The sequence below is a fragment of the Janthinobacterium sp. TB1-E2 genome (genome assembly GCF_036885605.1).
GTDB lineage: Bacteria > Pseudomonadota > Gammaproteobacteria > Burkholderiales > Burkholderiaceae_D > Janthinobacterium > Janthinobacterium aestuarii.
Genome location: NZ_CP142523.1, coordinates 958,894 through 984,563 on the forward strand (window position 1 = coordinate 958,894; position 25,670 = coordinate 984,563).

Consider the following 25,670-nt stretch of genomic DNA (forward strand, 5'->3'; position numbering starts at 1 on the left):
CAATTTAATCAAACGCCCACGTGTACAACACGTCGAGCGCATTGTTCGTGCCCGTCTGGAATTGCAAGGTGATGCGGCGGTTCAGCTTATAACGCAGCTTGACCAGGCTCGTCGCCGTGCTCGTGCCTTGCTCGAACGTCAGGTAGGCGCGCGAGGACAGGCGCTTGCCGACGGTGACGACCGTGCTTTCCAGCCCCTGCGCCTGCGACAGGCCCACTTCATCGAGCCCCAGCGAATTGGCCAGCTTGCCTTGCAGGCCGCCGCCGGAGCCGCCGAAGAGGGCGCCGGCCGCCGTCGTCAGGAGGGCCATTTCATCGCCGGCCGCCGTTTCCGCGCCGTGGCCGAGGATCAGCCAGGCCAGCTTGTCGCTGTCCGACACGCTTGGCGTGGACACCAGCTTGGCCGTCGGCGCCTGGGCCGTACCGCGCACTTCCACGCCCGCTTCCACGTTCGTTTCCGACAGCGCTTCGCCTTCGGGACGCTTGCGCACGGCCAGGATATTGAGCGACGGGTTGTCGTAGGCGCCCGTGAAGGCGATCAAGCCCCGTTCGATCGACAGCTTCTGCCCGTAGGCCGCGTACTGGCCGCTGGTGACCTTGATGCTGCCCGTCACGCGCGGCGCGGCGCGGTTGATGACTCTGGCGCGCACATTGCCGGCCAGATCCGCATCGATGCCCATGCCGCGCAGGTGGAAGGCGTTGCCCAGGTCGAACTCGAGGTCGATATTCAGGGGCAGCGACGGCGCTTCCTTGCTGCCCTTGACTTCCTTGCCCAGCACCACCACGTCGCTGCTTTGCGTCGGCGTGTCTTGCGGCGCCAGTTCGATCAGCGCGCGGTTGGCCCTGAACTTGCCCTCGAAGCTGAAGCGTTTGTCGTTGCGCACCAGGGTGCTGTTGCCCGACAAGACCAGGGTACGGTCGGGCCGCGACAGCGCTTGCAGGCGGTCGGCCAGCAGTTTCAGTTCCAGGCTTGCCTCGCCATTCGCAAAGCGTACCCAGCCATCGGCCTGCACCTTGCCATCGCCGCCGTCAAAGCTCAGGCGCTGCAATTGCAGTTGATCGCCGGCCAGCTTCGCCTGCAGCACGCCATTGCGCAATTTCAAGCCCTGGTCGGCCCAGTTGACGAGCAGCTTGCTGCCGTTGATGTCGCCATTCAATTGCGGCGCGCCGATGGTGCCGCTGCCGGACAGGGCCACCTTCAAGGCGCCGCCCAGTTCCAGGCCCGGCTGGCCCGTCAGCGGCGCCAGCCACGCCAGCGAATCGATATTGGTGGTGCCCGTCAGCGAGAGGGCGCTGTCGTTGCTGATGCGTCCGCCAAGCATTTGCACGGTGGCATTGATGTCGCTCTGGCCCGCGCGCGCGCCGTCGAGTTTCACGGCCAGGCGCAATTGCTGGTTGGCCACGTCCACTCTCGCATCGAGCGTGCGCAAGCCCAGCGCCAGCGGCTGTTCCACGCCCACCGTCACGTCGCCTTTTTCGCGGTAGATGTGCAGCATGCCGGCCAAAGAGGGATCTTTCTGCTTGGCCGTCGGCACCTGCATGTCGAGCGACCATTGCGCGCCCAGGGTGAGGTCGCTGCGCGCATTGGCTTGCAGCGCGGGAATCACTTGCGCCAGATAGGTCAGCGCCACGCCGGCCGCCTGGCCGGAACTGGTCCAGCGGGGGCCGTTCTTGACGAGGCTTTGCATGGTGATGCTGCCCGCCGGCAATTTGATGACGGTGTTGCCCACGCTGATCTGTTCCGGCTGGCCCAGGCCCGCCACGCCGCTGTTGGCAGGGCCCGCCACTTTCACGGGTACGGGCGCTTGCAGCACGAGTGCATAGCGGCCCTTGTTTTGCAGGCTGTCGATCGTGCCCGTCCAGCTGGCGCCGCTCTGGCTGCCGCGCACTTGCACGGTGGCGTCGAAATCGTCATTGCGCGCCGCCACGCTCACCGTATGGCTGCCGCGCGTGCCCGTCGTGCCCAGGCGGGCGCTGGCCAGCTTGAAGGTGGGCGTGCTGTAGCCCGTGATCTCCAGGCTGCTGACCATGGGGTCGAGCGCGCCCTGGCCGGCGCCCACGCTGGCGCTGCCTTTCACGGCTTTCAATTGCTGGTCGCCAAAGAAGGTCAGGTCCTTGCCATCCAGGGTCAGCTGCGCGGCGGGCGCGTCCATCTTGCCCGAGACGGAGCCGGCCGCATGCAGCACGCCGGCAAAGCTCGGGCCCAGGGTCGACAGTTGCGGCGCATCGAGTTTCCACGTCAGCTGGTCCGTGGCGCCGCCCAGCGCGCCCTTGGCCAGCAGGCTGTTCGGCCCCAGGCGCAATTCCGTATCCACGCTGTCGATGCGTTTTGCATTGGCCGACAGCTTGGCGTAGCCGGCCAGCGGCGCGTTTTGCAAGGTCGATTCGCGCAAGGCCAGGTTGAGGGCCACTTGCCAGTCGCTCGTCAGGCGGCCGCTGCCGTTGAAATCCGCATTGACGTTGCCGTTGGGCAGCGATGCGCCAAACGCGGCCGGGTTGATCTTTTGCAGGGAACCCGTCATTTTCAATTCCGCTTGCTGCTTCGGTCCCGTCAAGCCCACTTCGCCGCTGGCGTGGATGGCGCTGTCGGGCGCAGGGCGCTTGCCGCTGGTCAGGCCCAGGCCCTTCGCATCGGTAACAAAGCTCGTGCGCGGCTGCTGCATGGTGCCCTGCACCACGCCGCTGGCCAGTACCGTGCCCAGCAAGTCGCCCTGCAAGGCGGAAAGTTGCCGCGCATCGACGTTCCAGTTGAGCTTTTCGCCCGCGCCGCCAAAGTTGCCCTTGGCCGTCACGTTGTTCTTGCCCAACGCCAATTGCACGTCGATGCCGCTGAAATGGGCCGCGTCGGCCGTCAGCTTGCCCTTGCCCGACAGGGGCTGGTCGAGCAGCTTGCTGGGGCGCACGGTGAAGTCCGCATTCGCCAGCCATGTTGGTGCCACGTGGCCATTTGCGCGCACGTCGAGGTTCAGGTCGGCCACGGGAAAGGCGCCGAAGTCGGCGGGATTGAGACGGTTGGTGCTGGCGACGGCCTTGAATGGCTGCTCGTCCTTCAGGCTGATCTGGCCCGTCGCATTGACGCTGCTTTTGCCCGCTTGCAAGGTCGCCTTGCGCAATTGCACGAGCGAGTCGGCCAGGGTCGCTTCCACGTCCAGGCGCAGCTTGGCTTCACCGAGTTTGGCGCGCAGCGTTTGCGTCTTGCCGTCGCTGTCGAGCACGATGTCGCCGACGATCTTCGTGCTGTTGATGCTGCTGTAAATGTGCTGCAAGTCGATCTTGTCCGTGTGCAAGGTCAGCTGCGCATTGCCGATGGGCGCGTCGGCCGCGTCGCGGTTAAGCTTGCCGCTACCCGTGAATTTGCCCGCATTGCCGAAATCGATGATGGCCGACTCCAGGGTCGTGGCCGTCAGGGTGCCGCCCAGGCGCGCCTCGAACTGGCGCAGCGGCAGCTTTTGCTGGTCGATGGGGCCCGGCGTGGCGTGGTTGAGGATGGCCAGCTTGCCCGACACGGTTTGCGCGTTGGGCCGCGTGTCGATGGCGGCGTCGAGTTCCAGGCTCAGGTCCGCCTGCGGCAAGGTGGCGTCGAACTTGCCCGGATTGATGTTGCGGCCACGGATGCTGGCCGAGCGCAGGATGATGACGGGGTCGAACGGCGCCAGCGCCAGCCGGGCGTCGGCCGTGGCCGCGCCCGCGTTGCCCTTGGCCGTCACGTTCAGCACGTTCAAGTCGCCGCCCAGCTGCAAGGCGAGGGCGGCCGGTTTTTCGCCGGCGGCGGGGTTGAGCTGCGTCAAGCCGGCCTTGCCTGACAGTTTGAACGGTTGCGTGGCGGCTATCGTCGCGCTGGCCGTGGCCTGGCCGAACGGCGTCAGGGCCGAGGCGTCTTCCAGCTGCCATTGCGACTTGTCACCCGACAAGGTGAAATGGATTTTTTCAAACACCGTGTTGCCGCCCGGGCTGACCAGGGTCACCTTGTCCAGGCGCGCGTCGGCAATGCCGATCCTGAACGGCGCGGCCAGGCTGGTGGGCATGGTCGACGGTTCCTCGGACGGCGCCGTGCTTTCCACGGACAGGCTGGCCACGTGCAGTTCGCTGATGGCAATGCCTTCCGAGAAGAACTGGAACGGCGACCAGTTGATGTCGATATTGTCGGCCGTGATGTGCTGCGTCTTGCTGCGGTAGCTGACGTGGCCCAGGTGCATGCGGTTGTACAGCGAGCCGGACACGCCCGACACTTCGATGTCGCCGCCGCTGGCGCTGGCCACTTTCTGCACCAGCATCTGCAAGGTCGATTCGCGGCCCAGGAACCAGAAGGCGCCGCCCAGCAGCACGGCCAAGCTGGCGACGGCGATCAGTACGTAGCGCATCGCCCTGCGCGGTTTTTTCGCCGGCGGCGGAGGGACGGCGCCGGGCGATTCGGTAGTCATATCGGACATCAGAAAGTGAATCCCAGAGAGAAGTGCAAACGGTAGGCGTGGACGGCGTGGCCATATGCCACGTCGACATTGATGGGACCGACGGGGCTCTTGTAGCGCCCGCCCAGGCCGTAGCCCGATTTCGGCGTCATGGCCGCTTTCATGGTGTCGGCCGCGTTGCCGGCGTCATAGAAGGCGGCAATGGCCCACTTCGGCTTGAACCAGTACTGGTATTCGGCGCTGCCGGTGAGCATGTAGCGCCCGCCGACGGTAGCGTCGCCCTCTTTGACGCCCAGTTCCTGGTAGGCATAGCCGCGCACCGACTGGTCGCCGCCCGCGCGGAACAGGTAGACGGCCGGCACGCCGCGTTTTTCCTTCGAGCCCAGCGCGCCCATTTCGCCGCGCACGATCAGCTCGCCTTTTTCACCGAGCGGACGGTAATACACGGCCTTGCCGGCCACGCGCACGAAGCGCTCGTCCGTCAGCACGGGCAGCAGGGCGCCGCCCACTTGTGCGTTGATGACATAGCCCTTGGTGGGGAACAGCAGGCTGTCGAGGCTGCGCTTGGTGATCGCGTAGGTCAGCGGCAAGCTCTTGCTGCGCGTCTGTTCCAGGCCCACGACGGTCTTGTCTTCGCTGAGGAACTCGAACGTCAGGCTGCGCTCGAGGTTGGTGCCGCCCCAGTTGCGCTTGGCCGAGATGGTCGTCACAGCCGTGATTTCGTTGGAAATGTCGCTGCGCTCGAACGAGGCGCCCGCGCTGTCGTTGTAGCCGCGTTCGGTCGTTGGAAAGTAAAAATTGGCGTGCGCAGCCTGTTTCTTCGTTTCCATTGTGAGAGCGCTCTTGAAGCGCGTGCCCCACACGTTCAGGTTGTCATAGTTGAGCTGGGCGCGATTCCCCGTATTCGTACTGAAACCGAGACCGGCGCTGACGTTCTGCTGCTTGTTTTCCGTCACGCGCACGACCAGCGGCAACTGCGGCGCGGGGCCACGGTTGGCGGGCTTGGCGTCGGGCGCGGCGCCGGCGGCATCGGCTTGCTGGCTTTCCTGGCCCGCCTCGATCTGCTCGCTGAGGATGCTGCTCATGTCGGCGCTCACTTCCACGCTGGCAAAGTAGCCCGTGTCCTGCAGGCGCGCTTGGAACGATTGCAGCGCCGATTCGCTGTAGTAATCGCCGGGACGGATCTTGTCGAGGTTGCGGATGATGCTGGCATCGTAGCGCTTCAATCCTTCGATGCGCAGTTCGCCGAAGCGCAGCTCGGGGCCGCTGTCGAGCACCACCAGCAGCGAGACCTTGTGCGTTTCCGGGTCGACCACGGCTTGCGTGTCGACCAGCTGGGCGCGCGGGTAGCGCGTCTGTACCACTTCGCGCAGCAGCGCGCGCTTGGCCGCTTCCCAGTCGGACTGGCGAAACACGCTGCCCGTCTTCAGGGCCCAGCTGCGCTTCAGCGCTTCCGTATCGTAAGGTTCGCTGGCGGCCAGCGGCGGCGTGGGGTCGAAGCCGCGCAATTCCAACTCGACCTTGTCGATGGTCGCGGGCTGGCCCGGGTCGACGTCGACGATGACGACGGGTTTGGCGCCCGTCGTATCGACGCGCACCGTGACGACGGGCGTATAGTAGCCGGCCGTGGCGATCAGGTTTTTGGCTTCCTCAGGCGTGGCGCGCACGAGGCGCCGCAATTGCTCACGGTCCATGCGCGGGTTGCCGCGGAAGCGTTCCAGGTCCAGGTTTTTTTCGAGCAACTCATCGAGGTCGCCGGGCGCGTTGACCTTGACCTCGTACTGCAGCGGGGCAGGCGCCGCTTCCGTGGCGCTGGCGCTCTCTGGAGCTGCATCCTGCGTGGCCTCCTGTGCGGCGGCATAGGCGGCAGGAAACAGCAAGATGGCACCGCCGGCGGCCGCCAGTGTCAGTTGCCCCATTACTTTTGCCACTACTTGTGCCAAAATTCGTGGTCGTATCGCCTTGCCGGCAGCCGTATGCCGTATGGGTCGTGCAGAAAACATGGTGCTCCAGATAAGTAAATGCTGACTGCATGTTACCGGAATAGGTAAACTGATGGCGGACGAATAAGTATTTTTTGCGCAGGGAATCATGTTTTCCCGCGCACTCGGACAGAATAAAACTGAAAAGAAAGAAATTATGCTAGCAACGGACTCCGCACTGGTGCTCTTTAGCGGTGGACAAGATTCCACCACCTGCCTGGCCTGGGCCTTGAAACACTATAGCCGCGTGGAAACCATCGGCTTTGATTATGGCCAGCGCCATGCGATCGAGCTGACCGTGCGCCCAGGCGTACTGGAACAGATGCGCCAGCAGTCGCCCGAGTGGGACAGCCGCCTGGGCCAGGATCACATGATCGACCTGTCGCTCATTTCCGCCATTTCCGATACGGCCATGACGCAGAACGTCGAGATCGTCATGCAGGAAAACGGCTTGCCGAACACTTTTGTTCCTGGACGCAACTTGCTGTTCATGACCGTGGCCGCCACCGTGGCCTACCGCCGCGGCTTGACGGTGCTGGTGGGCGGCATGTGCGAGACGGATTTTTCCGGCTATCCGGATTGCCGCGATGACACGATGAAGGCCCTGCAAGTGGCCCTGAACTTGGGCATGGACACGCGCTTGAAGCTGGAAACGCCGCTGATGTGGCTGGACAAGGCGCAAAGCTGGGACCTGGCGGAAGACCTGGGCGGCCAGCCGCTGGTCGACCTGATCCGCAGCGGCACGCATACCTGCTATCTGGGCGAGCGGGGCGAGCTGCACGACTGGGGCTATGGCTGCGGCACTTGCCCCGCCTGCGCCCTGCGCGCGAATGGCTACCAGCAATATGCTGCGAGAAAAGCCCTGAAGTAACAGGTTGCGCCGTTTCTTCAAGCGGCGCGGCGGGGAGACCAGCCATGCTGTGGTTTTTGCCACAGGAGCGTCTTGCCATGAAATCCCTCTTTGCCGCGCTGTACGGCCCCGTGTTCTGGGCCGGCTTCATCGGCGCCGCCGCTTGCCTGATCGCGGTGTGCCACTATTCCCTGTGGGTCTTGCCGCCCTTGCTGCTGCTGGCCCTGTTCACTTCCTTTCTTGCCGAACGCTATCTGCCGTACGACGGCGCGTGGAACGACGGTCACGGCGACAGCTGGCGCGATACGCTGCACGCGCTCGTCAATGAAGCGCTGTACCTGCTGGGCCTGGCGGCTTTTCCCCTGCTGGCCGGGCATCTGGCGCTGGGGCCGTTCTGGCCGGGCCAGCTGCCGTTCTGGGCGCAGCTGCTGCTGGCGATCCTGATTGCCGACTGCGGCATCACGCTCGTGCACTACCTGAGCCACCGCTATTATTTTCTGTGGAAACTGCATGCCGTGCACCACAGCGTGCAGCGCATGTACGGTTTCAACGGCTGGATGAAACATCCGCTGCATCTGCTGCTCGAAGCGGCGGGTGGCATGCTGCCCTTGCTGCTGCTGGGCATACCGGAGAAGGTCATGGCCGTGCTGGCGTTTGCCGTGGCGATCCAGCTGTTGCTGCAGCACGCGAATGTCGACATGCGCATGGGGCCGCTGCGCCACGTGTTCGCCTGGGCGCCCTTGCACCGTTTTCACCACATGAAGTATGGCACGGCCGGCGACGTGAATTTCGGCCTGTTCTTTACGTGCTGGGACCGTCTGCTGGGCACGGCCTTCGACGCGCCCGGCTATCGCATGCGGGGCGAAGACCTGGGCATCGGCAGCCGTCCCGATTATCCCGTCGCTTATGGACCGCAGCTGCTGGAGCCGTTCCGCGCGGAAGAGGGCGTGCGCGCGCCGGAGTTGCCGGCCGGCTTGCGGCAGGCACTCAATCGTGCCGTCAATCGAGCAGCTTGACGTCGAGCTGGCGCAAGCTGCGGTCGGCGCGCACGCCGAACAGGCTGCGCATGGTGCGCGAAAAATGCGCGGCATCGGCAAAGCCGGCGCCGTGGGCCGCCTGCGTCAGGGTACTGCCGAGCAAGATGAAGCGGATGGCCAGGCGCAAGCGGCGCCACAGCACCAGGCGCCGCACAGGCAAGCCCAGCTGGGCGCTGAACAGGCGCTCCAGCTGGCTCAGCGACAAATGCGCGGCCTCGGCCACTTCCGCCGCGCTGACCTTGCCAGACAAGAGCGCATCGACCTTGTCCAGCGCCCGCAGCAGGCGGGGATCGGGCAAGCGCTCGCGCGGCTGCGCCTGCAGCGCGGCGGCCAGGCTGTCGAGACTGGGTACGCCGGCGCTGGCGGCCGCCGCCAGCAGGGCCGCGCCGCCCAGGCGCTGCGGTTCCGCATAGATGGTCAGCATGGGTGCCGGCGCGGCGATGATGGCGTGCGGGCGCAGGCTGTCGACCAGCAAGTGCCGCGCTGTGTGGATGATGCCGTCGAGCTCGGCCGTGAAGGGCGCTCCCGTGCTCAGCATCAGCTGGTGCGCATAATGGGCGTGGCTGTCCGTGGCGCCCGCTGCGCCATGCAAGATGGCAAAGTCCGGCGCCAGCCAGAGTGTTCCCTGCCAGCTATCTTGCTGCAAACGCGGCTCCTCGGTAATGGATTGCGGGGCGATCATACCAGTGTCGGGCGATGGTTTTCATGGCATCGAATTTTCCTGGAGTACACATCATTGCGTTCACGAAATATGTGCTCTTTTTAATACAATATTCAGCATTGCAAGGGCGCCCGCTGTAACGTACTATCATTCTCATCGACTACCGATGGTAGTTGTACAGCCCGCTGCCAGCCATGTTGCTGGCCGTGAAATGGTTTGATGTCCGTCCTGTCAGCCTGCCATGTCTACACGCGCGTCTTCGTCGTGGTTTGCCAAGCCAGTGTCGCACTGGGTGGGACCGCGTGCGTTGGCCGCGCTGGTGCTGGCGCTGTGTCTGGGGTTGACGTACGGCGCCTGGCGCAATGCCCATGATGCCAGCGAACAGCAGGTGCAGGCCGATTTCGATTTCCGCGTGCGCGAACTGGTGGGCAACATCGCCGGCCGCATGCAGACCTATATCCAGGTGCTGCACGGGGTGCAGGGACTGTATGCCAGTTCGCAGGAAGTCACGCGCCGCGAATTCCATGCCTATCTGTCGGTGCAGCAGGTGGACCGTCACTTTCCCGGAATCCACGGCATCGGCTTCCTGCCGCTGTTGCCCGGCGCCGGCCTGGCGCGGCACGAGGCCAGCGTGCGCGCGGAAGGCTATCCCGGCTATGCCGTGCGTCCGCACGGCCAGCGCGCCTGGCATGCGCCCATCACCTATCTGGAACCTTTAAGCGACAGCAACCTGCTGGCCTTCGGCTATGACCTCTGGTCCGAACCCGTGCGCCGCGCCGCGCTCGAGCAGGCGCGCGATACGGGGCGGGCCGCCATGACGGGCAAGATTCACCTGGTGCAAGATAGCGGCAGCGCCCAGGCGCATGGCTTCCTCGTCGTGCTGCCCGTGTATGACAATGGCATGCTGCATGCGAGCGTGGAACAGCGGCGCGCCGCCTTGCGCGCCTGGGTGTTTGCGCCGTTCCGCATGGGCGACCTGATGGCGGGCGTGGGCGGCGAGGCGGCGCGCCAGCTGGACCTGGAAATCTATGATGGCGCGCAACTGGCCGAGGCGACCCTGATGTACGACAGCTTGCCGGGCGGCTTTTCCTCTGCCGCGTCGGACAGCCTCGTGTCGCGGCAAGTGATCACCATCGCCGGCCGCCCCTGGACCTTGCGCGTGCGCGCCATGCCGGGCTTCGATGGCGACCTGCTGGCGCGGCCCCGTCTGGTGGCCTGGACCGGCTTGCTAGCCAGCATCGTGCTGGCGCTGGCGGCCTGGCTGCTGGCGGCGGGCCGTGCCCGCGCCCAGGCGGCGCTGGCGCGCTCGAGCGAGCTGACCGGCCAGCTGGAGCAGGGGCAGGCGAGCGTGCTGGCGATGGCTGAGGCGGCGCAGCGCAGCCAGGCCATGCTGCGCAGCATCCTCGATTCGACCATCGACGGCATTCTGGTCGACAATATCAACGGCCGCATCTTCACGTCGAACCGGCGTTTCCGCGACCTGTGGCAAGTGCCCGACGCGCTCGACTGGCAAGCCGATGGCACGGCGCTCGTGCGCCATGTGGAAAGCCAGCTCGAGCAGGCGGCGCCTTTCCTCGGAGCACGCGCCCACGCGCCGCACGGCCACCGCGAGCGGCGCGACGTGCTGCACCTGCGCGATGGACGGGTGGTCGAACAATACGTGCGCAGCATGCAGTTGGGCAATGAGCAGGCGCGTTTGTGGACCTTCCGCGATATCAGCGAGCGCAGCCAGATGGAACGGCGCGAGCATACGCGGCGGCAAGTGCTGGAAATGCTGGCCACGGGCGCGCCGCTGGAACGGGTGCTGGAAAGCGTGGTGCTGAGCGTGCAAGCCGACCATCCCGCCATGCTGTGCAGCATCTTGCTGCTCGACGAAAGCCGCCACCGCCTGGTGCTGGGTGCGGCGCCGAGCTTGCCCGCGTTTTTCAACCTGTCCAGCCATGGCCACGACCTCGACACCCTGCAGGGCGTGCACGGCATCGCCGCGCAAGCCGTGCGCGACGGCCAGCGCGTGATCGTCGGCGATCTGCATGCCGCTGCGCAGGAAACGATGGAACTGGCGTGCCGTGCCCAGCTGCAATCATGCTGGGCCGAGCCCGTGCGTGGCGGCTCGGGCAAGCTGCTCGGTGTGCTGATGGCGTATCACCGCCAGCCGACCTTGCCGGGCGCGGCGCATCTGGCGCGGCTGAGCGAGGCGGCCCACCTGGCCGGCATGGCCATTGAACAGGCGCAGGTGGCGCTGGCCCTGCGCGCGGGCGAAGCGCGTTTCCGCAGCCTGTACGACCATGCGCCCGTGGCCTTGTGGGAACAGGACTGGTCTGCCGTGCGCGCCGCGCTCGATGCGCTCGAGCAAGCGGGTGTGCGCGACCTGGGCGCCCACTTCCAGGCCAATCCGGACGCGCTGCGGCGGCTGGCGGGGCTGGTGCGCATCATCGATGCGAACGGCGCCGCGCTGGCGCAGGTGCGCGCCAACGAGGACGACCAGCGCCGCGGCGCCTTGAGCCTGGCGCAGAATTTCGACGACAGTGCATTGCCCCGTTTCGGCGATGCGCTGCTGGCGCTGGCTGGCGGCGCCCACCTGTACGAGTGCGAGAGCAGCTTCGTGCGTCTCGATGGCGCGGCGCGGCAAAATGAATTGAGCTTGCTGGTGATGCCTGGCCATGCGGACAGCCTCGATTTCGTCATGGTGTCTTCGCTCGACATCACCGAGCGCAAGCGCATGAACGCGGAACTGCTGCAGCTGGCCACTACGGATTTCCTGACCGGCTTGCCGAACCGGCGCCACTTCATGGCGTCGCTGGAAAACGAGCATGCCCGCTTGCAGCGCGAGCTGGCCAGCTGCGCCAGCGTGCTGATGCTCGACATCGATCACTTCAAGCGCGTCAACGACGAGTATGGCCATGCCGTGGGCGACGCCGTGCTGCGCCACCTGGGCGCGCTGATGTGCCAGGCGCTGCGCAAGGTCGACGTGCCGGGCCGCGTGGGCGGCGAGGAATTTGCCATCTTGTTGCCGGGCACGGATCTGAGCGCCGCCGCCGTGTTTGCCGAACGGCTGCGCCGGCGCGTGGCGGAAAGTTCGCTGACCATCGATGGCGGCACGGTGATCACCATCACGGTGAGCATCGGCATGGCTGCCATGGCCGGTACCGATGCCGATTGCGACGCCGTGCTGGCGCGCGCCGACGAGGCGCTGTACCGGGCCAAGCGGGGCGGGCGCAACCGCATCGAACAGAACGATGGCGGCGGCGACGGCGTGCTCAGCAAATTCATGGCGCAGTGATTACAGGCTGTGCTGACGCGCTTGCGTCTGCTTGCGGTTGCGGCTGACGATCAGCCAGACGATGGCGACGGGTATCAGCAGCGGCAGCAGCACGGGCGTGCTCAGCGCGAGCGCCAGCACGACGCACAGGGCCACGGCGGCGATCAGCACTACGCTCACGCCGGCCAGCACCACGCCCGCCACGATGGCGGCGCACACCACCGCAATGGCGGCGATCAGCAAGCCGCCGCCGGCAAACACGAGGCCGAACAGCCACTCGAGCGGACCGTCGACATCGTCGCCGTTGAACTGCATGTGCATGTCGCTGCCGCCGACCTTGTCGAGGAACAGGCAGGCGAGCATGACGATGAGGACGAAGGTGAGCAGTTTTTTCATGGTAAGCCTCGCAGTGTGGGTGATCGGGTATTGCATGGTCACACTGTAGGGGCGCGCCCGGTTTGCCGCCAGCGGCGTGCGACAGGCCGTCATTTTCACGGTATGGAAGGCGCTGGAGGCCAGAAAACGCTGATCTGGAACAAGATTTCTTTTCTTGTAATGTACGCAAGCCGTCCTATACTGAATACCTCACTCTCGCAAGGAGGGCAACATGCTTTTGTTTGCAGATACCGGGGATCAATCGCTATCCCCCCCTGACCATCGAATCACGCGCCAGCGTAGCGCCACGCAGTCCTGCGCCGAGCCCGTCGGTGCGCCATCGGCGATACCGCCGATCATCATCAATCCCTTTAATTACCATGCGCCGCTGCCGGCCATCGACCCGCGCTGGGTGCCGCCGGGCCCGCCGCTGACCTGGCCCAACCGGCCTGCCATGTCCATGTGCTGACAGTCGCGTGGGAAGATGCCGGACGGAAGTGTTGAACGTTCACCCGTGCCGCCGGGAACGCGGCACGGGCGGGCGTTTTCGACTATCATGCTAGCCCCGACCTTCCATCACGAGCACCGCCATGAGTACCGATTTCCCCGACTTTTCCGACGAAGCAGCCGAGCAGGACAATGATGCCCCGATCCAGGAGCCGCGCCTGTGGGTGGGCAATGGCTGGACGGCGAGGGTGATCAAGAACGAGGAAGATGAAGGCTGGGCCGTGGCCATGATCAAGGATGGCGAACCGGAGCCGGCGCTGGTGGGCCCGTGGACCATGGGCCGCGACAAGAAAAACCCGAAACCGCTCGACGTCAACGCCTTCAATACCCTGGTCAAGACGGCGTCGGAAGTGCTGCGCCGCCACGAGCAGCAGCTGCATGCGCAATTGCACAAGAACCTGTTCGTCGCCACGGACGAGGGGCAAGTCAAGGTGATGTTCGACATCGTCCCCGACGAAGACCACCCGTACGCGGAACTGAGCGCCTACGACGCCGACGGCGAACAGATCGCCAAGGTGCGCACCTCGGCCGCGTTCAAGTTCAATGCGACGTCCGCCGCGAACTGGATCGAGGGCGGCTACCGCCGTCCGTAATCCAACGCCACCACCGGCGTCAACAATGTGTCGGATTACGCGCTTGCGCGCTAATCCGACCTACCTCTTGCGGCATACGCCAGCCGGTACAGCCGCGGCAGGCGTAGGTCGGATTAGGCCTGAAAGGCCGTAATCCGACGCCACCAGCGCCAACCATGTGTCGGATTACGCGTGCCCTTCGGCCACGCTAATCCGACCTACCTCCTCTTCTTTCCTGCGATACGCGAGCCGGTACAGCAGCGGCAGCACCAGCAAGGTCAAGGCCGTCGACGACAGGATGCCGCCGATCACCACGGTGGCCAGCGGACGCTGCACTTCGGCGCCCGTGCCCGTGGCGATCGCCATCGGCACGAAACCCAGCGACGCCACCAGCGCCGTCATCAAGACGGGCCGCAAGCGCGTGATCGCCCCTTCCCGTATGGCATCCTGCAAGGGCATGCCCTGTTCGCGCAGCTGGCGAATGTAGGCGATCATCACGAGGCCGTTCAGCACGGCCACGCCGGACAGGGCGATGAAGCCGACCGCGGCCGAGATCGACATGGGGATGTCGCGCAGCCACAGGGCGACGATGCCGCCTGTCAAGGCGAACGGGATGCCGCTGAACACCAGCAAACCATCTTTCACGTTGCCGAACATGGCGAACAGCAAGACGAAGACGAGGGCCAGCGCCACGGGCACCACCAGCTCCAGGCGTTTCGTGGCCGATTGCAGCTGCTCGAACTGGCCGCCCCAGCTAGTCCAGTAACCGGCCGGGATGGCCACTTGCGCTTGCAGCTGCTGCGTGGCGTCGGCGACAAACGAGCCGATATCGCGTCCGCGCACATTCGCGCTGATGACGATGCGGCGCTTGCCGTCTTCGCGGCTGATCTGGTTCGGTCCCGGCGCCACTTGCAGGCTGGCCACTTCACCGAGCGGAATGAAGCGGGCACGGCCTTCCGCCGCCGCGCCCAGGGGCAGGGCGATGGGCAAGCGTTTCAGTTGCTCGAGGTCGCTGCGCAGGCTGTCGGGCAGGCGTACGACGATGTCGAAGCGGCGGTCGCCCTGGAACAGGGTGCCGGCCTCTTGCCCGCCGATGGCCGTGGCAATCGCCGCTTGCACGTCGGCAATGTTGAGGCCGTAGCGGGCCGTCTGCTCGCGGTCGATCTGCACCGTCAGCATCGGTAACCCCGTCGTCTGCTCGACCTTCACTTCCGTCGCACCGGGAATCTTGCCCAGCACGCCGGCGATCTTCGCGGCCGTCCCGTCGAGGACAAGCATGTCGTCGCCGAACAGTTTCACGGCCACGTCGCTGCGCACGCCGGAAATCAGCTCATTGAAGCGCAGCTGGATCGGCTGCGAAAACTCGTAGTTATTGCCCGGTAAACTGGTGGCCGTCGCTTCGATTTCCGCCAGCAACTGCTCGCGCGGTTTCTTCGGTTCCGGCCACTGGTCGCGGGGCTTGAGCATGATGTAGCCATCGGAAATATTCGGCGGCATGGGGTCGGACGCGATCTCGGCCGTCCCCGTGCGGGCGAACACGCGCGCGATTTCCTTGTGGTTTGCCATGAGCTTGCTTTCCAGCTGCTGCTGCATGGCCAGCGATTGCGTCAAGCTGGTGCCGGGGATGCGCAGGGCCTGGATGGCGATATCGCCCTCGTTCAGGCTGGGCACGAATTCGCTGCCCATGCGCGTGGCCAGCAAGCCTGACAGCACGACGGCCACGGCCGCGCCCGTCAGCACGACGGGCGTGTTGCGCATCACCTTGTCCAGCAGCGGCGCATACCAGCGCTTGGCGGCGCGCATGATGGCGTTTTCCTTTTCCGCCACCTTGTCGCCGATGAACAGCGCCACGGCGGCCGGAATGAAGGTGATCGACAACAGCATGGCGCCCAGCAGGGCGATGACTACCGTCAGCGCCATCGGCGTAAACATGCGGCCTTCCACGCCCGTCAGCGCGAAGATGGGCAGGTACACGACCATGATGATCAGCTGGCCGTACAGCAAGGGGCGGCGCGCCTCTTGCGATGCGGCAAACACTTCCTGAAAACGTTCCTGCAAGGTGAGCGGCCGGCCCAGTTTCTGCTGCGCGTGGGCCAGGCGGCGCACGCAGTTTTCCACGATCACGACGGCGCCATCGATGATGATGCCGAAGTCCAGCGCGCCCAGGCTCATCAGATTGGCGCTCACATGGTATTGCACCATGCCCGTAAACGTGAACAGCATGGCCAGCGGAATCACCATGGCCGTGATGATGGCCGCGCGGATATTGCCGAGGAAAAGGAACAGGATGGCGATCACCAACACCGCGCCTTCGAGCAGGTTTTTCTTCACCGTATTGATGGCCTTGTCGACGAGCACCGTGCGGTCATACACGGTGACGGCGTGCACGCCTTTGGGCAGGCTGCGGTTGATCTCCACCATCTTCTTGTCGACGCCTTGCGAGACGGCGCGGCTGTTCTGCCCGATCAGCATGAAGACGGTGCCGAGCACCACTTCGCGGCCGTTTTCCGTGGCCGCGCCCGTGCGCAGCTCGCGCCCCAGCACCACGTCGGCCACGTCGCGGATGCGGATCGCCACGCCTTGCACATTGGCGACGACGATGTTGCCGATGTCGCTTTTGGATGCCACCTGGCCCGGCGCGCGTATCAGCAGCTGCTCGCCCTGTTTTTCGATATACCCGGCGCCCACGTTGCTGTTGTTGCGCTCGAGCGCCGTCACCACGTCTTGCAGGCTGATGCCGTAGGCGGCCAGTTTTTCAGGGTAGGGCGCCACCTGGTATTGCTTGGCGTAGCCGCCGATGGCATTGATTTCCGTCACGCCCGTGACGTTGCGCAACTGCGGCTTGATGATCCAGTCCTGGATTTCGCGCAAGTCCGTCGGCGTGTACGGCGTGCCGTCCGGCTTTTTCGCGCCGTCCTGCGTTTCCACCGTCCACAGGTAGATTTCGCCGAGGCCCGTGGAGACGGGGCCCATCTTGGGCGTGATGCCGGACGGCAGGCTTTCCCTGGCTTCCTGCAAGCGCTCGTTGATCATCTGGCGCGCGAAATAAATGTCCGTGCCATCCTTGAAGATCACGGTCACTTGCGACAGGCCGTAGCGTGACAGCGAGCGCGTCTGTTCCAGATTCGGCAAGCCGGCCATGGCCGTTTCGATGGGGAAGGTGACGCGCTGCTCGGTTTCTAGCGGTGAATAGCCGGCGGACTGGGTATTGATTTGCACCTGCACATTGGTGATGTCGGGCACGGCGTCGATGGGCAGCTTTTGATAGCTGTAGATGCCCAGGCCAGCCATGGCGGCGACGGCCAGCATCACCAGCCAGCGCTGGTCGATGGCGAAGCGGATCAAGCGTTCAAACATGATGGTTTCCTTTAGTTTGACGTGATCAGTGTTCGTGGCCGGCGGAATCTTTGCCCAGCTCGGACTTCAGGACAAAACTGCCTTGCGCCGCGTACGGCGTGCCGGTGGCCAGGCCCTGCTTGATGTGTGTCAATGTGCCATCGCTGCGGCCCGGCACCACGGGCGTGGCCTGGTAGCCATCTTTCACCTGCACGAAGACGACGGGCTTGTCTTCCACCGTCTGGATGGCCGTGCTGTGTACGGTGACGGGCGCGTCCGCTTCGCCGGACACCACTTCCACCGTGACGAACAGACCCGGGCGCCAGGCCATGTCGGGGTTTTGCAAGCTGATGCGTGCCTTGGCCGTGCGCGTTTGCTCGCCCAGCAGCGCGCCCACGTAGGTGATCGTGCCTTGCGCGCTGGCGTCAAACGCGGACGCTTTCACTTCCGCCTTGCCTCCCATGCGCACGGTGGCCAAGTCTTTCGCCGGCACGGCGATTTCCGCCCACACGGTCGACAGGTCGGAAATGACGAAGATGTTCGCGTCTTCCTTGACGGCCTCGCCCAGGGTGATATGTTTTTCCAGCACCATGCCGTCGAACGGCGCGCGGATCTCATAGCGGTTCAGCGGACCTTTGCTGGTACTCGTGGCGCCCAGGGCGCTGAGCTTTTGCTGCGCGTTCTGCACGGCGATTTCCGCTTCGCGCCACGCCTGCTGCGCCTGCAGATAATCCTGTTCGGCTGAAATTTTCTCACGCCACAGTTTTTCTTCGCGCTCATACGTGGAGCGGGCCAGCGACAAGCGCCGCTGCGCCGACAGCAGCGCGCTGCGCTGTTCCGACAATTCCGTGCTGGCGATGACGGCCAGCACTTGTCCCTTCTTGACAAGCTGGCCCAGGTCCGCCTGCACCGTTTCGACCACGCCGGCCAGGCGCGGCACGACGTGGGCCGTGCGGTCTTCATTGAACCGGATTTCACCGGGCAGGGCGACCGTCGTCTTGATGCGGCCGGGCGCGGCCGTGGCGATGACGACGCCGGCGGCCTTGCTTTGCGCCGCCGTCAATTCCAGCTTGCCTTCCACTTCTTCGTGGCCGTGTTCGTCTTTCTTTTCAGCATGTGCTTCCGCCTTGACGGCAAGGGCCGGCGGGGCGCTGGATTTCCCCGTGCCGAGGATGAGGATGGCCAGCACGACGCCGGCGGCCGCGATGGAAGCCATGGCGACCGCCTGTTTTTTGTTGAGTGTGATGTTCATGGATGGTGTTCCTTACAGGGGAGCTGGTGTACCCAGCAGGCGTTCGATGTCGGCGGCGGCGTGTTGCGCTTCCGTCAGCGCGCGCAGGTATTGGTTTTTGGCTTGCAGCAAGGTGCGCTGGGCATCGAGCACGTCGAGGAAGGCGAACTTGCCGAACTCGAAACCTTTGCTGGCCGCGTCGTAGGCGCTTTGGGCGCCGGGCAAGATGTCCTGGCGCAAGCTTTCCACGTCGAGCCGGGCCGTGGCCAGGCGTTCGGTGGCGGCGGCCACGTCCGTTTGCACGGCGATGCGGGCGGCGGCCAGCTCGTCGCTGGCCTTGTCGCTGCGGCGCAGGGCGTCGAGCTTGTTGCCCGCATTGCGGTCGAACAGTGGCAGCGGCAGGGCCAGGCCGATGATGGCCTGGTTGCGGCCCAGCTCTTCCGAGCGCTTCATGCCGATGCTGACCGTGACGTCGGGCGTGGCGCGCCGCTGTTCCACGTCGAGCATGGCTTGCCGCTGGGCCAGCGCGCTTTGCGCCTGGCGCACAGCCGGGGCTTGCTCCAGGCGCGCCGCCAGTTCGCTGGCCGGTGGCAGTTCGGGCAAGGTTTCCAGCCGTCCCTCGGCGACGCTGAAGCGCGGCGTGGCGTTGCCCCACAGGGCGGCCAGGCGCTTGCGGGCGCTGGCCAGGGTGCTGCGGGCCAGGTTCAGCTCCAGCCGCACGCTCGCTTCGGCGACCCTGGCGCGCGTTTCCTCGACGGGCGAGGCCTTGCCGGCCGTTACCCTGCGCGCCGTGATGTCGCTGGCGCGCGCGGCCAGGGCCTGTGCGCTGTCGGCCAGGCGCAAGCCTTCCTGCGCGGCCAGCACGTCGACAAAGGCACTCGTGACGGCGGCGCGCGTGTCGGCTTGCTGCATTGACAGGCCCGCTTGCGCCAGGTCTGCGCCGCGCTGGGCAACGGCGGCGCGCGCCCCGCGTTTGCCGCCCAGTTCGATGAGCTGGTTCAGTTGCACCGTGGTGCTGCGCGTGGCGCGCCGCGTGTCTTCCCGCACGGTTTGCAGTTCCGGATTGGGCAGGGCGCGCGCCTGCTGCAGGGCGCCGCCCTGCGCCGCCAGTTCGTGGCGGGCGGCCGACAGGGTGGCGTTGCCGCCCTCGGCCAGCAGCAGCGCGGCGGGCAGGGTCAGGGGACCGGCAGGCTCCTGTGGAGCTTGTGCATGGGCAAAGTTGCCGGCCAGCAGGCCAGCGGATAGCAAGAAAATGAATCGGTACATCGAATTCTCCAAAAGCATGGAAAAGAATTCGACGGGACGCGCAGGCCTGCGCCTGACTTACTGCGATAAGCGATTGAAACGTCCCGTCGGCCTAGATGGCCGACGACCAGTCAGGGCGCTTGGGAGCGTCCGGGATGTGGGAAGCGTAAAAGAAGGGGGAAGTGTCCGCGTTGACGGACGCCGTGTCGCCGATGGGCAGGCTGGAGCCGGCTGGCAGCCATGCATGGCCGATGCCGTGGCAGACGTTGCAGTCGCTGTGCGGCTGGCCTTTTTTCTGCTGGTCCGCCACTTTTTTGTCGCCGGCAGGCTGCTTGTCCGCATCTGCCTTGTGCTGGTGGCTGTGGTGGCCCAGGTGCTGCGCCGCCTTGCCTTCCTCGTGCAGGCAATACGCGCTCGCCGCGGCCCAGGACATCTGGAGCGGAAGCACGAACAGCAGAAAAATGAGGAAGAATCGGCGCATGGTGACGGCTATTGTACAGAAAGAAGCGCTTAGCGGGGCTGGGCGCGCCACGCCTTCAGCTGCGCGGCGATGGCCTTGCCCTGGAACAGTTGCGGCTCGGAATGCTCTTCCGCTTCCATGCCGCCTTCGTTAAAGTCGGCCGCTTCGCGCGCCTGCACCAGCACTTTGGCCTTGTCGAAGGCTTCCGCAAAGCCAGCGCTCTTCGGCAAGGCTTCCTTGAAATACGCTTCGCTGAAATACGTAAAATCGTTCTGGTCGTCGCAGCCGAACGAGGTGCGGTCGCTGCGCGCGGCCGTGATGATGAGGGTATTATCATCTTTTAAGGGCGCAATGAATCCGCCCGCATAGCAGGCCGAGATCACGATGACTTTCCAGCGGATGCCGCTGTGCTTGAGCATGGACGCCAGCTCCTGCGCGGGCAGGCTGTGCAAGTCCATGCCGTTTTGCGCCAGCGCCAGTTCGTGCTCGGGCGAGCCGTGGCTGGTGAGGAACAGGAACAGGATGTCGTTGGCCTTGTCCATCTTCGCGCCCAGCGTGTCGAGGCTGGCCGCGATGCTGGTGCGCGTGGCCATCGGCTGCTGGGCCACCGTGTTGCGGCTATTGACCAGCATCAAGGAGCGGCCCACGGTACCGTAATCGCGGTCGAACTGGCGCTGCACGAAGGCCGTTTCGCGGTGGAACACTTCCTGCGCGCCATCGCCGGCCACGCCCAGCAAATACAGATTGATCTTTTTCGCCGCATCGCGCGGCGCGATGCGGGCCAGGGCGCCGTCGAGCAGGCTGCGCTGGTTGTACAGGGCCAGTTCGATATTGTCGCGCGTGAGCTTGTCCAGGGCCGGGTCGTCCAGCTGGCCTTCCGTCCAGTTGCCGCTGTCTTCGCGCCGGCCGTCCGCTTGCGCCACGGCGTAGCGCAGCACGCCCTTGCCGTCGAACTGGCCATTCTTGAAGCCGCCCCGGTATTCGTCGCCGTCGGCCGTGCGCAGCACGCCTTCACCTTCGAATTTCCAGTCTTTCAGCTCGCCTTCGTAGTGGATGCCGTCGCTGGTGGTGACCTCGGCCTTGCCCTGCACCTGGCCCTGGACGAAGTCGCCCTCGAAGACGGTGCCGTCCGTGTCGGTCAGTTTGCCGGCGCCGTGCGGGCGCCAGTGCTTGAAATGGCCTTCGAAGGTGGCGCCGTCGGCACCCTGGAAGCGGCCTTGTCCCTCGAAGCTGCCCTTGACGAAGTTGCCCGCATAGATCTCGCCCTTGGGCGAGGTGTAGCGGCCGATGCCATCGAAGGCGCCCTGGCGGAAGGCGCCCGTGTATTCGACGCCCGAAGCCTGGCGCAGCTTGCCTTGGCCGGAAAACACGCCGCGCGCGAAGCCCCCTTCGTAGAACGCGCCGCTCGCGTATTCGAGCCGGCCCTGGCCATGCATCTTGCCCGCGACGAGGGGGCCGAAATAGCGTCCGCCATCGGCCGTTTCCGCCGCCGGTGCCTTGGCTGGCGCGGCGCACAGCGGCGGCATGCCCAGCGCGGCAAAGGCCAGCAGGCCGGCGAGGGTATAGGGACGAAGCGAGGCGCGTAGCGTGGCGGTCATGAGGACAGTCTGGTCTGTAGGAAGGGGCCTAGTCTGCCACTGTATTGCCAGCGTGGCAAATGTGCGCGTGGCGTGCGTTGCTCTGCCTCAAGGCAAGATTCTCCGTTTTATGCCGTGCCAAGGCCGGGCTGAACTGATAATATTGATTTTCAGAACATATACTTGCACAAGGTACATAGTCACCCATGGAAAGCCGTCTCAGCCGTCTGGAAGCCGTTCAAACCGTGTTGCTGGAGATCGGGCAGCGCTCGAGCACCTGCAGCGATATCAGCGAATTCCTGCAGGCGGTGCATGCGGCGCTGGGGCGCATCATGTATGCGGCGAACTTTTACGTGGCGCTCAGCGACCATGACGACGGCCTCGTGCGCTTTCCCTATTTTGTCGATGAATTCGACGCCGCGCCCGACCCGGACGAGGGCGTGCGCCTGGCCAGCGCCGCGCAGTCGCCCACGGCGTGGGTCATCGTCAACCGCAAGCAGCTGGTGATGACGGCCGACGACGACGCCATGCGCGCCATCGGCGGCGGCGCCTGGGGCGGCGGCACGGCGGCCGAGCACTGGATAGGCTGTCCGCTGCTGGACCAGCAGCATCAGGTGCTGGGCGCCATCGTCATCCAGAGCTATGATGCGCAGCACCGCTTCAGCCTGGAAGACCAGGCCCTGTTCGCGCTGATCGCCACGCACGTGTCGAGCGCCCTGCAAGGCATGCAAAGCATGGACCGGCTGGAAAAGGCGGTGCAGGAGCGCACGGCCCTGCTGGCGCACGAGGTGGCCGAGCGGCGGCGCGCGGAAAACCTCCAGCATGCGCTGTATGAAATCGCCAACCTGTCGGCGCAGGCGGCCGACGCGACGACCCTGTATGCGCGCCTGCACGCCATCATCAGCGAACTGGTGACGGCCAAGAATTTCCTCATCGCCCTGTACCACCCGGACAACAAGGACATCACGATCCCGTATTTCGTCGACGAGAAGGATGCGCAGGCGCCCGTGAAACGCTTTCATTACGGCATCGGCATGAGTTCGTACGTGCTGGCGCGGCGCAAGGCTTGCCTGCTCGATGCCAGCAGCTATGCGGCGCTGGTGGCCAGCGGCGAGATGGACGAGCCGCTGGGCAATGTCGGCATCGCCAGCTGGATGGGCGCGCCCATGCTGCTGGGCGAGCGCAAATATGGCGTGATCATCGTGCAAAGCTACGACGAATCCGTCGTGTATGGCCAGGCGGAACTGGACGTGCTGGCCTTCATGGCCAGCCACGTGGCCGTGGCGATGGCCCGCATCCAGGCCGACAGCGCCATGCGCCAGGCCAAGGAAGCGCTGGAAGAGCAGAACGCGGCCCTGAACAGCGCACTGAGCGCCTTGCAGGAAGCGCAGTCGGAACTGGTGCGCCAGGAAAAGCTGGCGTCCCTGGGGCGCCTGGTGGCGGGCGTGGCGCATGAAATCAATACGCCGCTGGGTATTTGCGTCACGGCCACCAGCCACCTGGTGCAGGAATTGAAACTCACGCGCGAAGACCTGGAAGGCGGCCAGCTCGATGAAGACGGCTTGCGGCAATTCTTCGATATCATCGACCAGACCCTGCGCATCATGACGACGAACACGCAGCGCGCCGCGGCGCTGGTGCGCAGCTTCAAGCAGGTGGCCGTGGACCAGTCGTCGGACGAATTGCGCAGCTTTAATTTGCGCAAATACCTCGATGAAGTCCTGCTGTCCCTGCAGCCCAAGCTCAAGGGCAAGCCGGTCAAAGTGGAGATCGACTGCGCGCCCGAGGTGCAGCTGCGCAGCTATCCGGGCGCCGTCTCGCAGATCGTCACGAACATGGTGGTCAATTCACTGGTGCACGGCTTTGCCGAAGGCGAGCCGGGCAAGATCAAGCTGTCCGCCAGGACGGTGGGCGACATGCTGGAACTTGACTACAGCGACGATGGCATGGGCATGGACAGCGCCACTCTGGCACAGCTGTTCGACCCCTTCTTCACGACGAAGCGGGGCTCGGGCGGCAGCGGACTCGGCGCGCATATCCTGTACAACCTGGTGACGGGGCCGCTGGGAGGGACGGTGAAGGTGGTTAGTGCGCCGGGCATGGGATTGCATTACAAGATACGCTTCCCATTAGAACCACGTAGGTCGGATTAGCGCTTGCGCGTAATCCGACGCCGGCGGCTAAAAACGGCGGGCCGGAGACGCGGGCCTGAGAAAATACCGATGGCGGCGTTGCAGCTCCTTGCCGTACATGCGTACTGTCTGCGTCGCTGCGCCTTGCCCTCGACATTTTTCAGGCCCGCTTGGCCCGGAGTGCCCGTGTTGGGGGCTTGGACCGAAACCACGTAGGTCGGATTAGCGGCGCAGCCGCGTAATCCGACGTACGCATGCTAATCCGGGAAGCGCTGATTCAACGCCAGCGCCTCATCCAGATTCGCAATCAGCAACTCCACATACTGCGGATCGAGGTGGCTGCCGCTCACTTCGCGCAGGTAGCTGACGACGCGCTCCAGGGGCCAGGCATCCTTGTAGCAGCGCTTGTGCATGAGGGCGTCGAAGACGTCGGCGACGGCGGCGATGCGCGCGTATTTGTGGATGTTTTCGCCGACCAGGCCTTGCGGGTAGCCGCTGCCGTCGAATTTTTCATGGTGCTGGTGGGCGATCACGGCGGCCGCCTTCAGGAGCGGGCGCTGCGAGCCGTCGAGGATGGACATGCCTACCGTCGGATGCTGCTTCATGATTTCCCATTCGGCCGCATCGAGCTTGCCCGGTTTGAGCAGCACGGCGTCGGGGGTGGAGATCTTGCCGATGTCGTGCATGGGCGCCGCGTGGCGCAGCACCATGGTTTCCTCTTCCGACATGCCGGACGCCTGCGCCAGCAGCTGGCACACTTCGGCCATGCGGCGCACGTGGTTGCCGCCTTCGTGCGAGCGCGATTCGACCACGTCGCCCAGGCGCAGGATCAGCTCGGCCTGGGTATCGGTGATTTCCTGCGTCAGCAGGATGTTGTCGAAGGCGATGGCCACGCCCGAGCAGAATACTTCCAGCAATTGCGCGTCGAGATCGGAGATTTCTTCCACACCTTTGAGTACCAGCAAGGACGCCTTGCCGCTGCTGTTCGGGAAATAGCCGACATAGGTGTCGCCATGCAGGCGCGAAATCTTGTTGCTCTTGGCGTCGTCCAGCTGCGACAGCAGGGACGGGCTGAGGATGCCGCCATCGGCTTCATGGTCGCCGATCTGCGCGAGGATTTCATAGTCCTGCTCGCCCGTGATGGCGCTGGCGCCGCGCAGGCGCAGCAGCATGCTCGTTTCGAGGCGCAGCAGGGCGACGACTTGCTGCAGCAGGCCGCTGGCGAAGTCGCGCAGGTTGCGCTGCTTGAAGATGTGCGCCGAGGCGGCGATGACGCGCTCGAGTCCTTCGCGGTAATGGAGCTGGGCCTGGCGCGCCTCTTCCACCTTCATGATGTCGCGGTAGGCGCGCAGGGCGGCAAAGGTGGTGGTGAACAGCTTGGTGCGGTCCAGTTCCGTCTTTTCCTTGTAGTCGTTGATGTCGTAGTTGACGATCACCCGTTCTTCCGGCGCCTGTCCCGGCTGTCCCGTACGCAGCACGATGCGCGTAAACTGGTTGCCCAGGTCTTCGCGCATCCAGCGCGCCACTTCCAGGCCGCTGTCTTCGCGTTCCATCACCACGTCGAGGAAGACGAGCGCGATGCCTTCTTCGCGCGCCAGCACCTGCTTGGCTTCGGCGCCGCTGTACGCGTGCACGAAGCTCAGCGCGCGGCCTTCGAGGCGGAAACGGCTCAGCGTCAGTTTGGTGATGTCGTGGATGTCGGGTTCATCATCGACGAGCAGGACTTTCCAGGGAGGTAACTTGGGCGATGCTGAAGACAAAAATGACATAAGGGCGAGTTCCGCTAAAAGGCATAACTGACGCAATGCTGAGACGCCCGCGCCAGGAATTCCTGTGCGCCATGACCGGCGTTGCGCGTTTTTCGGGCGCATTTTGTCGATTGTAGACTGACAGCTAAGTATTAACAATAAGCAAGAACAATTGACTAAAATCATGCAACACACGTGCTAAAAAAGCACTTTAAATCCGTGCTGCCGACACTATCTATACTTTATCGCTTAGGCAACTATATTTTCAAGACAATACTTTGTTTTAATTA

16 protein-coding genes are annotated in these 25,670 nt (G+C 64.8%); 6 read left to right on the forward strand and 10 right to left on the reverse strand.

Annotation, left to right across the window (positions count from 1 at the left end; genetic code table 11):
- Window positions 1-4 precede the first annotated feature (4 nt).
- Window positions 5-4,429, reverse strand: coding sequence for a translocation/assembly module TamB domain-containing protein (locus tag OPV09_RS04345; RefSeq protein WP_338680657.1), 4,425 nt, complete (start codon window positions 4,427-4,429; stop codon window positions 5-7).
- Complete coding sequence (locus tag OPV09_RS04350) at window positions 4,429-6,327, reverse strand: autotransporter assembly complex family protein (protein WP_338680658.1); 1,899 nt, start codon at window positions 6,325-6,327, stop codon at window positions 4,429-4,431. The genes OPV09_RS04345 and OPV09_RS04350 overlap by 1 nt, the downstream gene beginning before the upstream one ends.
- Before the next feature lie 220 nt (window positions 6,328-6,547).
- Between OPV09_RS04350 and queC the strand changes: the two genes are divergently transcribed.
- Window positions 6,548-7,261 carry a 7-cyano-7-deazaguanine synthase QueC gene (gene queC / locus OPV09_RS04355; RefSeq protein WP_046682176.1) on the forward strand — a complete coding sequence of 238 codons (714 nt, stop codon included), beginning with the start codon at window positions 6,548-6,550 and terminating at the stop codon, window positions 7,259-7,261.
- 77 nt (window positions 7,262-7,338) lie between these two features.
- Window positions 7,339-8,256 carry a sterol desaturase family protein gene (locus OPV09_RS04360; RefSeq protein ID WP_338680659.1) on the forward strand — a complete coding sequence of 306 codons (918 nt, stop codon included), beginning with the start codon at window positions 7,339-7,341 and terminating at the stop codon, window positions 8,254-8,256.
- On the opposite strand, the gene OPV09_RS04365 is transcribed toward OPV09_RS04360, so the two are convergent.
- The gene (locus OPV09_RS04365; RefSeq protein ID WP_072457084.1) at window positions 8,240-8,959 is read right to left on the reverse strand and encodes a helix-turn-helix domain-containing protein; all 720 of its coding nucleotides are present in this window, start codon (window positions 8,957-8,959) and stop codon (window positions 8,240-8,242) included. The two genes, OPV09_RS04360 and OPV09_RS04365, sit on opposite strands and share 17 nt — an antisense overlap.
- 220 nt (window positions 8,960-9,179) lie before the next feature.
- Between OPV09_RS04365 and OPV09_RS04370 the strand changes: the two genes are divergently transcribed.
- Window positions 9,180-12,218 carry a sensor domain-containing diguanylate cyclase gene (locus tag OPV09_RS04370; protein WP_338680661.1) on the forward strand — a complete coding sequence of 1,013 codons (3,039 nt, stop codon included), beginning with the start codon at window positions 9,180-9,182 and terminating at the stop codon, window positions 12,216-12,218.
- On the opposite strand, the gene OPV09_RS04375 is transcribed toward OPV09_RS04370, so the two are convergent.
- The gene (locus OPV09_RS04375) at window positions 12,219-12,593 is read right to left on the reverse strand and encodes a hypothetical protein (RefSeq protein ID WP_051991406.1); all 375 of its coding nucleotides are present in this window, start codon (window positions 12,591-12,593) and stop codon (window positions 12,219-12,221) included.
- Between the two features lie 211 nt (window positions 12,594-12,804).
- On the opposite strand from OPV09_RS04375, the gene OPV09_RS04380 reads away from it, so the two are divergent.
- A complete protein-coding gene (locus OPV09_RS04380; protein WP_072457088.1) occupies window positions 12,805-13,041 on the forward strand; it encodes a hypothetical protein in 237 nt (78 codons plus the stop codon).
- 121 nt (window positions 13,042-13,162) lie between these two features.
- Complete coding sequence (locus OPV09_RS04385) at window positions 13,163-13,672, forward strand: hypothetical protein (protein WP_034753470.1); 510 nt, start codon at window positions 13,163-13,165, stop codon at window positions 13,670-13,672.
- A 165-nt stretch (window positions 13,673-13,837) separates the two neighbouring features.
- Here the strand turns inward: OPV09_RS04385 and OPV09_RS04390 are convergent, their stop codons facing one another.
- The 5 genes from OPV09_RS04390 to OPV09_RS04410 all read right to left on the reverse strand — a co-directional run bounded on the left by OPV09_RS04390 (window position 13,838) and on the right by OPV09_RS04410 (window position 21,521).
- Window positions 13,838-17,008, reverse strand: coding sequence for an efflux RND transporter permease subunit (locus OPV09_RS04390; RefSeq protein ID WP_219329736.1), 3,171 nt, complete (start codon window positions 17,006-17,008; stop codon window positions 13,838-13,840).
- Window positions 17,009-17,033: 25 nt separating this feature from the next.
- Window positions 17,034-18,239, reverse strand: coding sequence for an efflux RND transporter periplasmic adaptor subunit (locus OPV09_RS04395; RefSeq protein WP_219329737.1), 1,206 nt, complete (start codon window positions 18,237-18,239; stop codon window positions 17,034-17,036).
- A 12-nt stretch (window positions 18,240-18,251) separates the two neighbouring features.
- Window positions 18,252-19,484, reverse strand: a complete 1,233-nt coding sequence (locus OPV09_RS04400; protein ID WP_338680663.1) for a TolC family protein — start codon at window positions 19,482-19,484, stop codon at window positions 18,252-18,254.
- Window positions 19,485-19,575: 91 nt separating this feature from the next.
- Window positions 19,576-19,944, reverse strand: coding sequence for a cation efflux protein, CzcI family (gene czcI / locus OPV09_RS04405; RefSeq protein ID WP_319992239.1), 369 nt, complete (start codon window positions 19,942-19,944; stop codon window positions 19,576-19,578).
- A 29-nt stretch (window positions 19,945-19,973) separates the two neighbouring features.
- A complete protein-coding gene (locus OPV09_RS04410) occupies window positions 19,974-21,521 on the reverse strand; it encodes a C13 family peptidase (protein ID WP_338680664.1) in 1,548 nt (515 codons plus the stop codon).
- A gap of 185 nt (window positions 21,522-21,706) precedes the next feature.
- On the opposite strand from OPV09_RS04410, the gene OPV09_RS04415 reads away from it, so the two are divergent.
- Complete coding sequence (locus OPV09_RS04415) at window positions 21,707-23,653, forward strand: GAF domain-containing sensor histidine kinase (protein WP_338680665.1); 1,947 nt, start codon at window positions 21,707-21,709, stop codon at window positions 23,651-23,653.
- Window positions 23,654-23,889: 236 nt separating this feature from the next.
- Here OPV09_RS04415 and OPV09_RS04420 read toward each other — a convergent pair whose 3' ends face one another.
- Entirely contained in the window at window positions 23,890-25,401 is a 1,512-nt protein-coding gene (locus tag OPV09_RS04420) for a DUF3369 domain-containing protein (protein ID WP_034753476.1), read from the reverse strand.
- Window positions 25,402-25,670 lie beyond the last annotated feature (269 nt).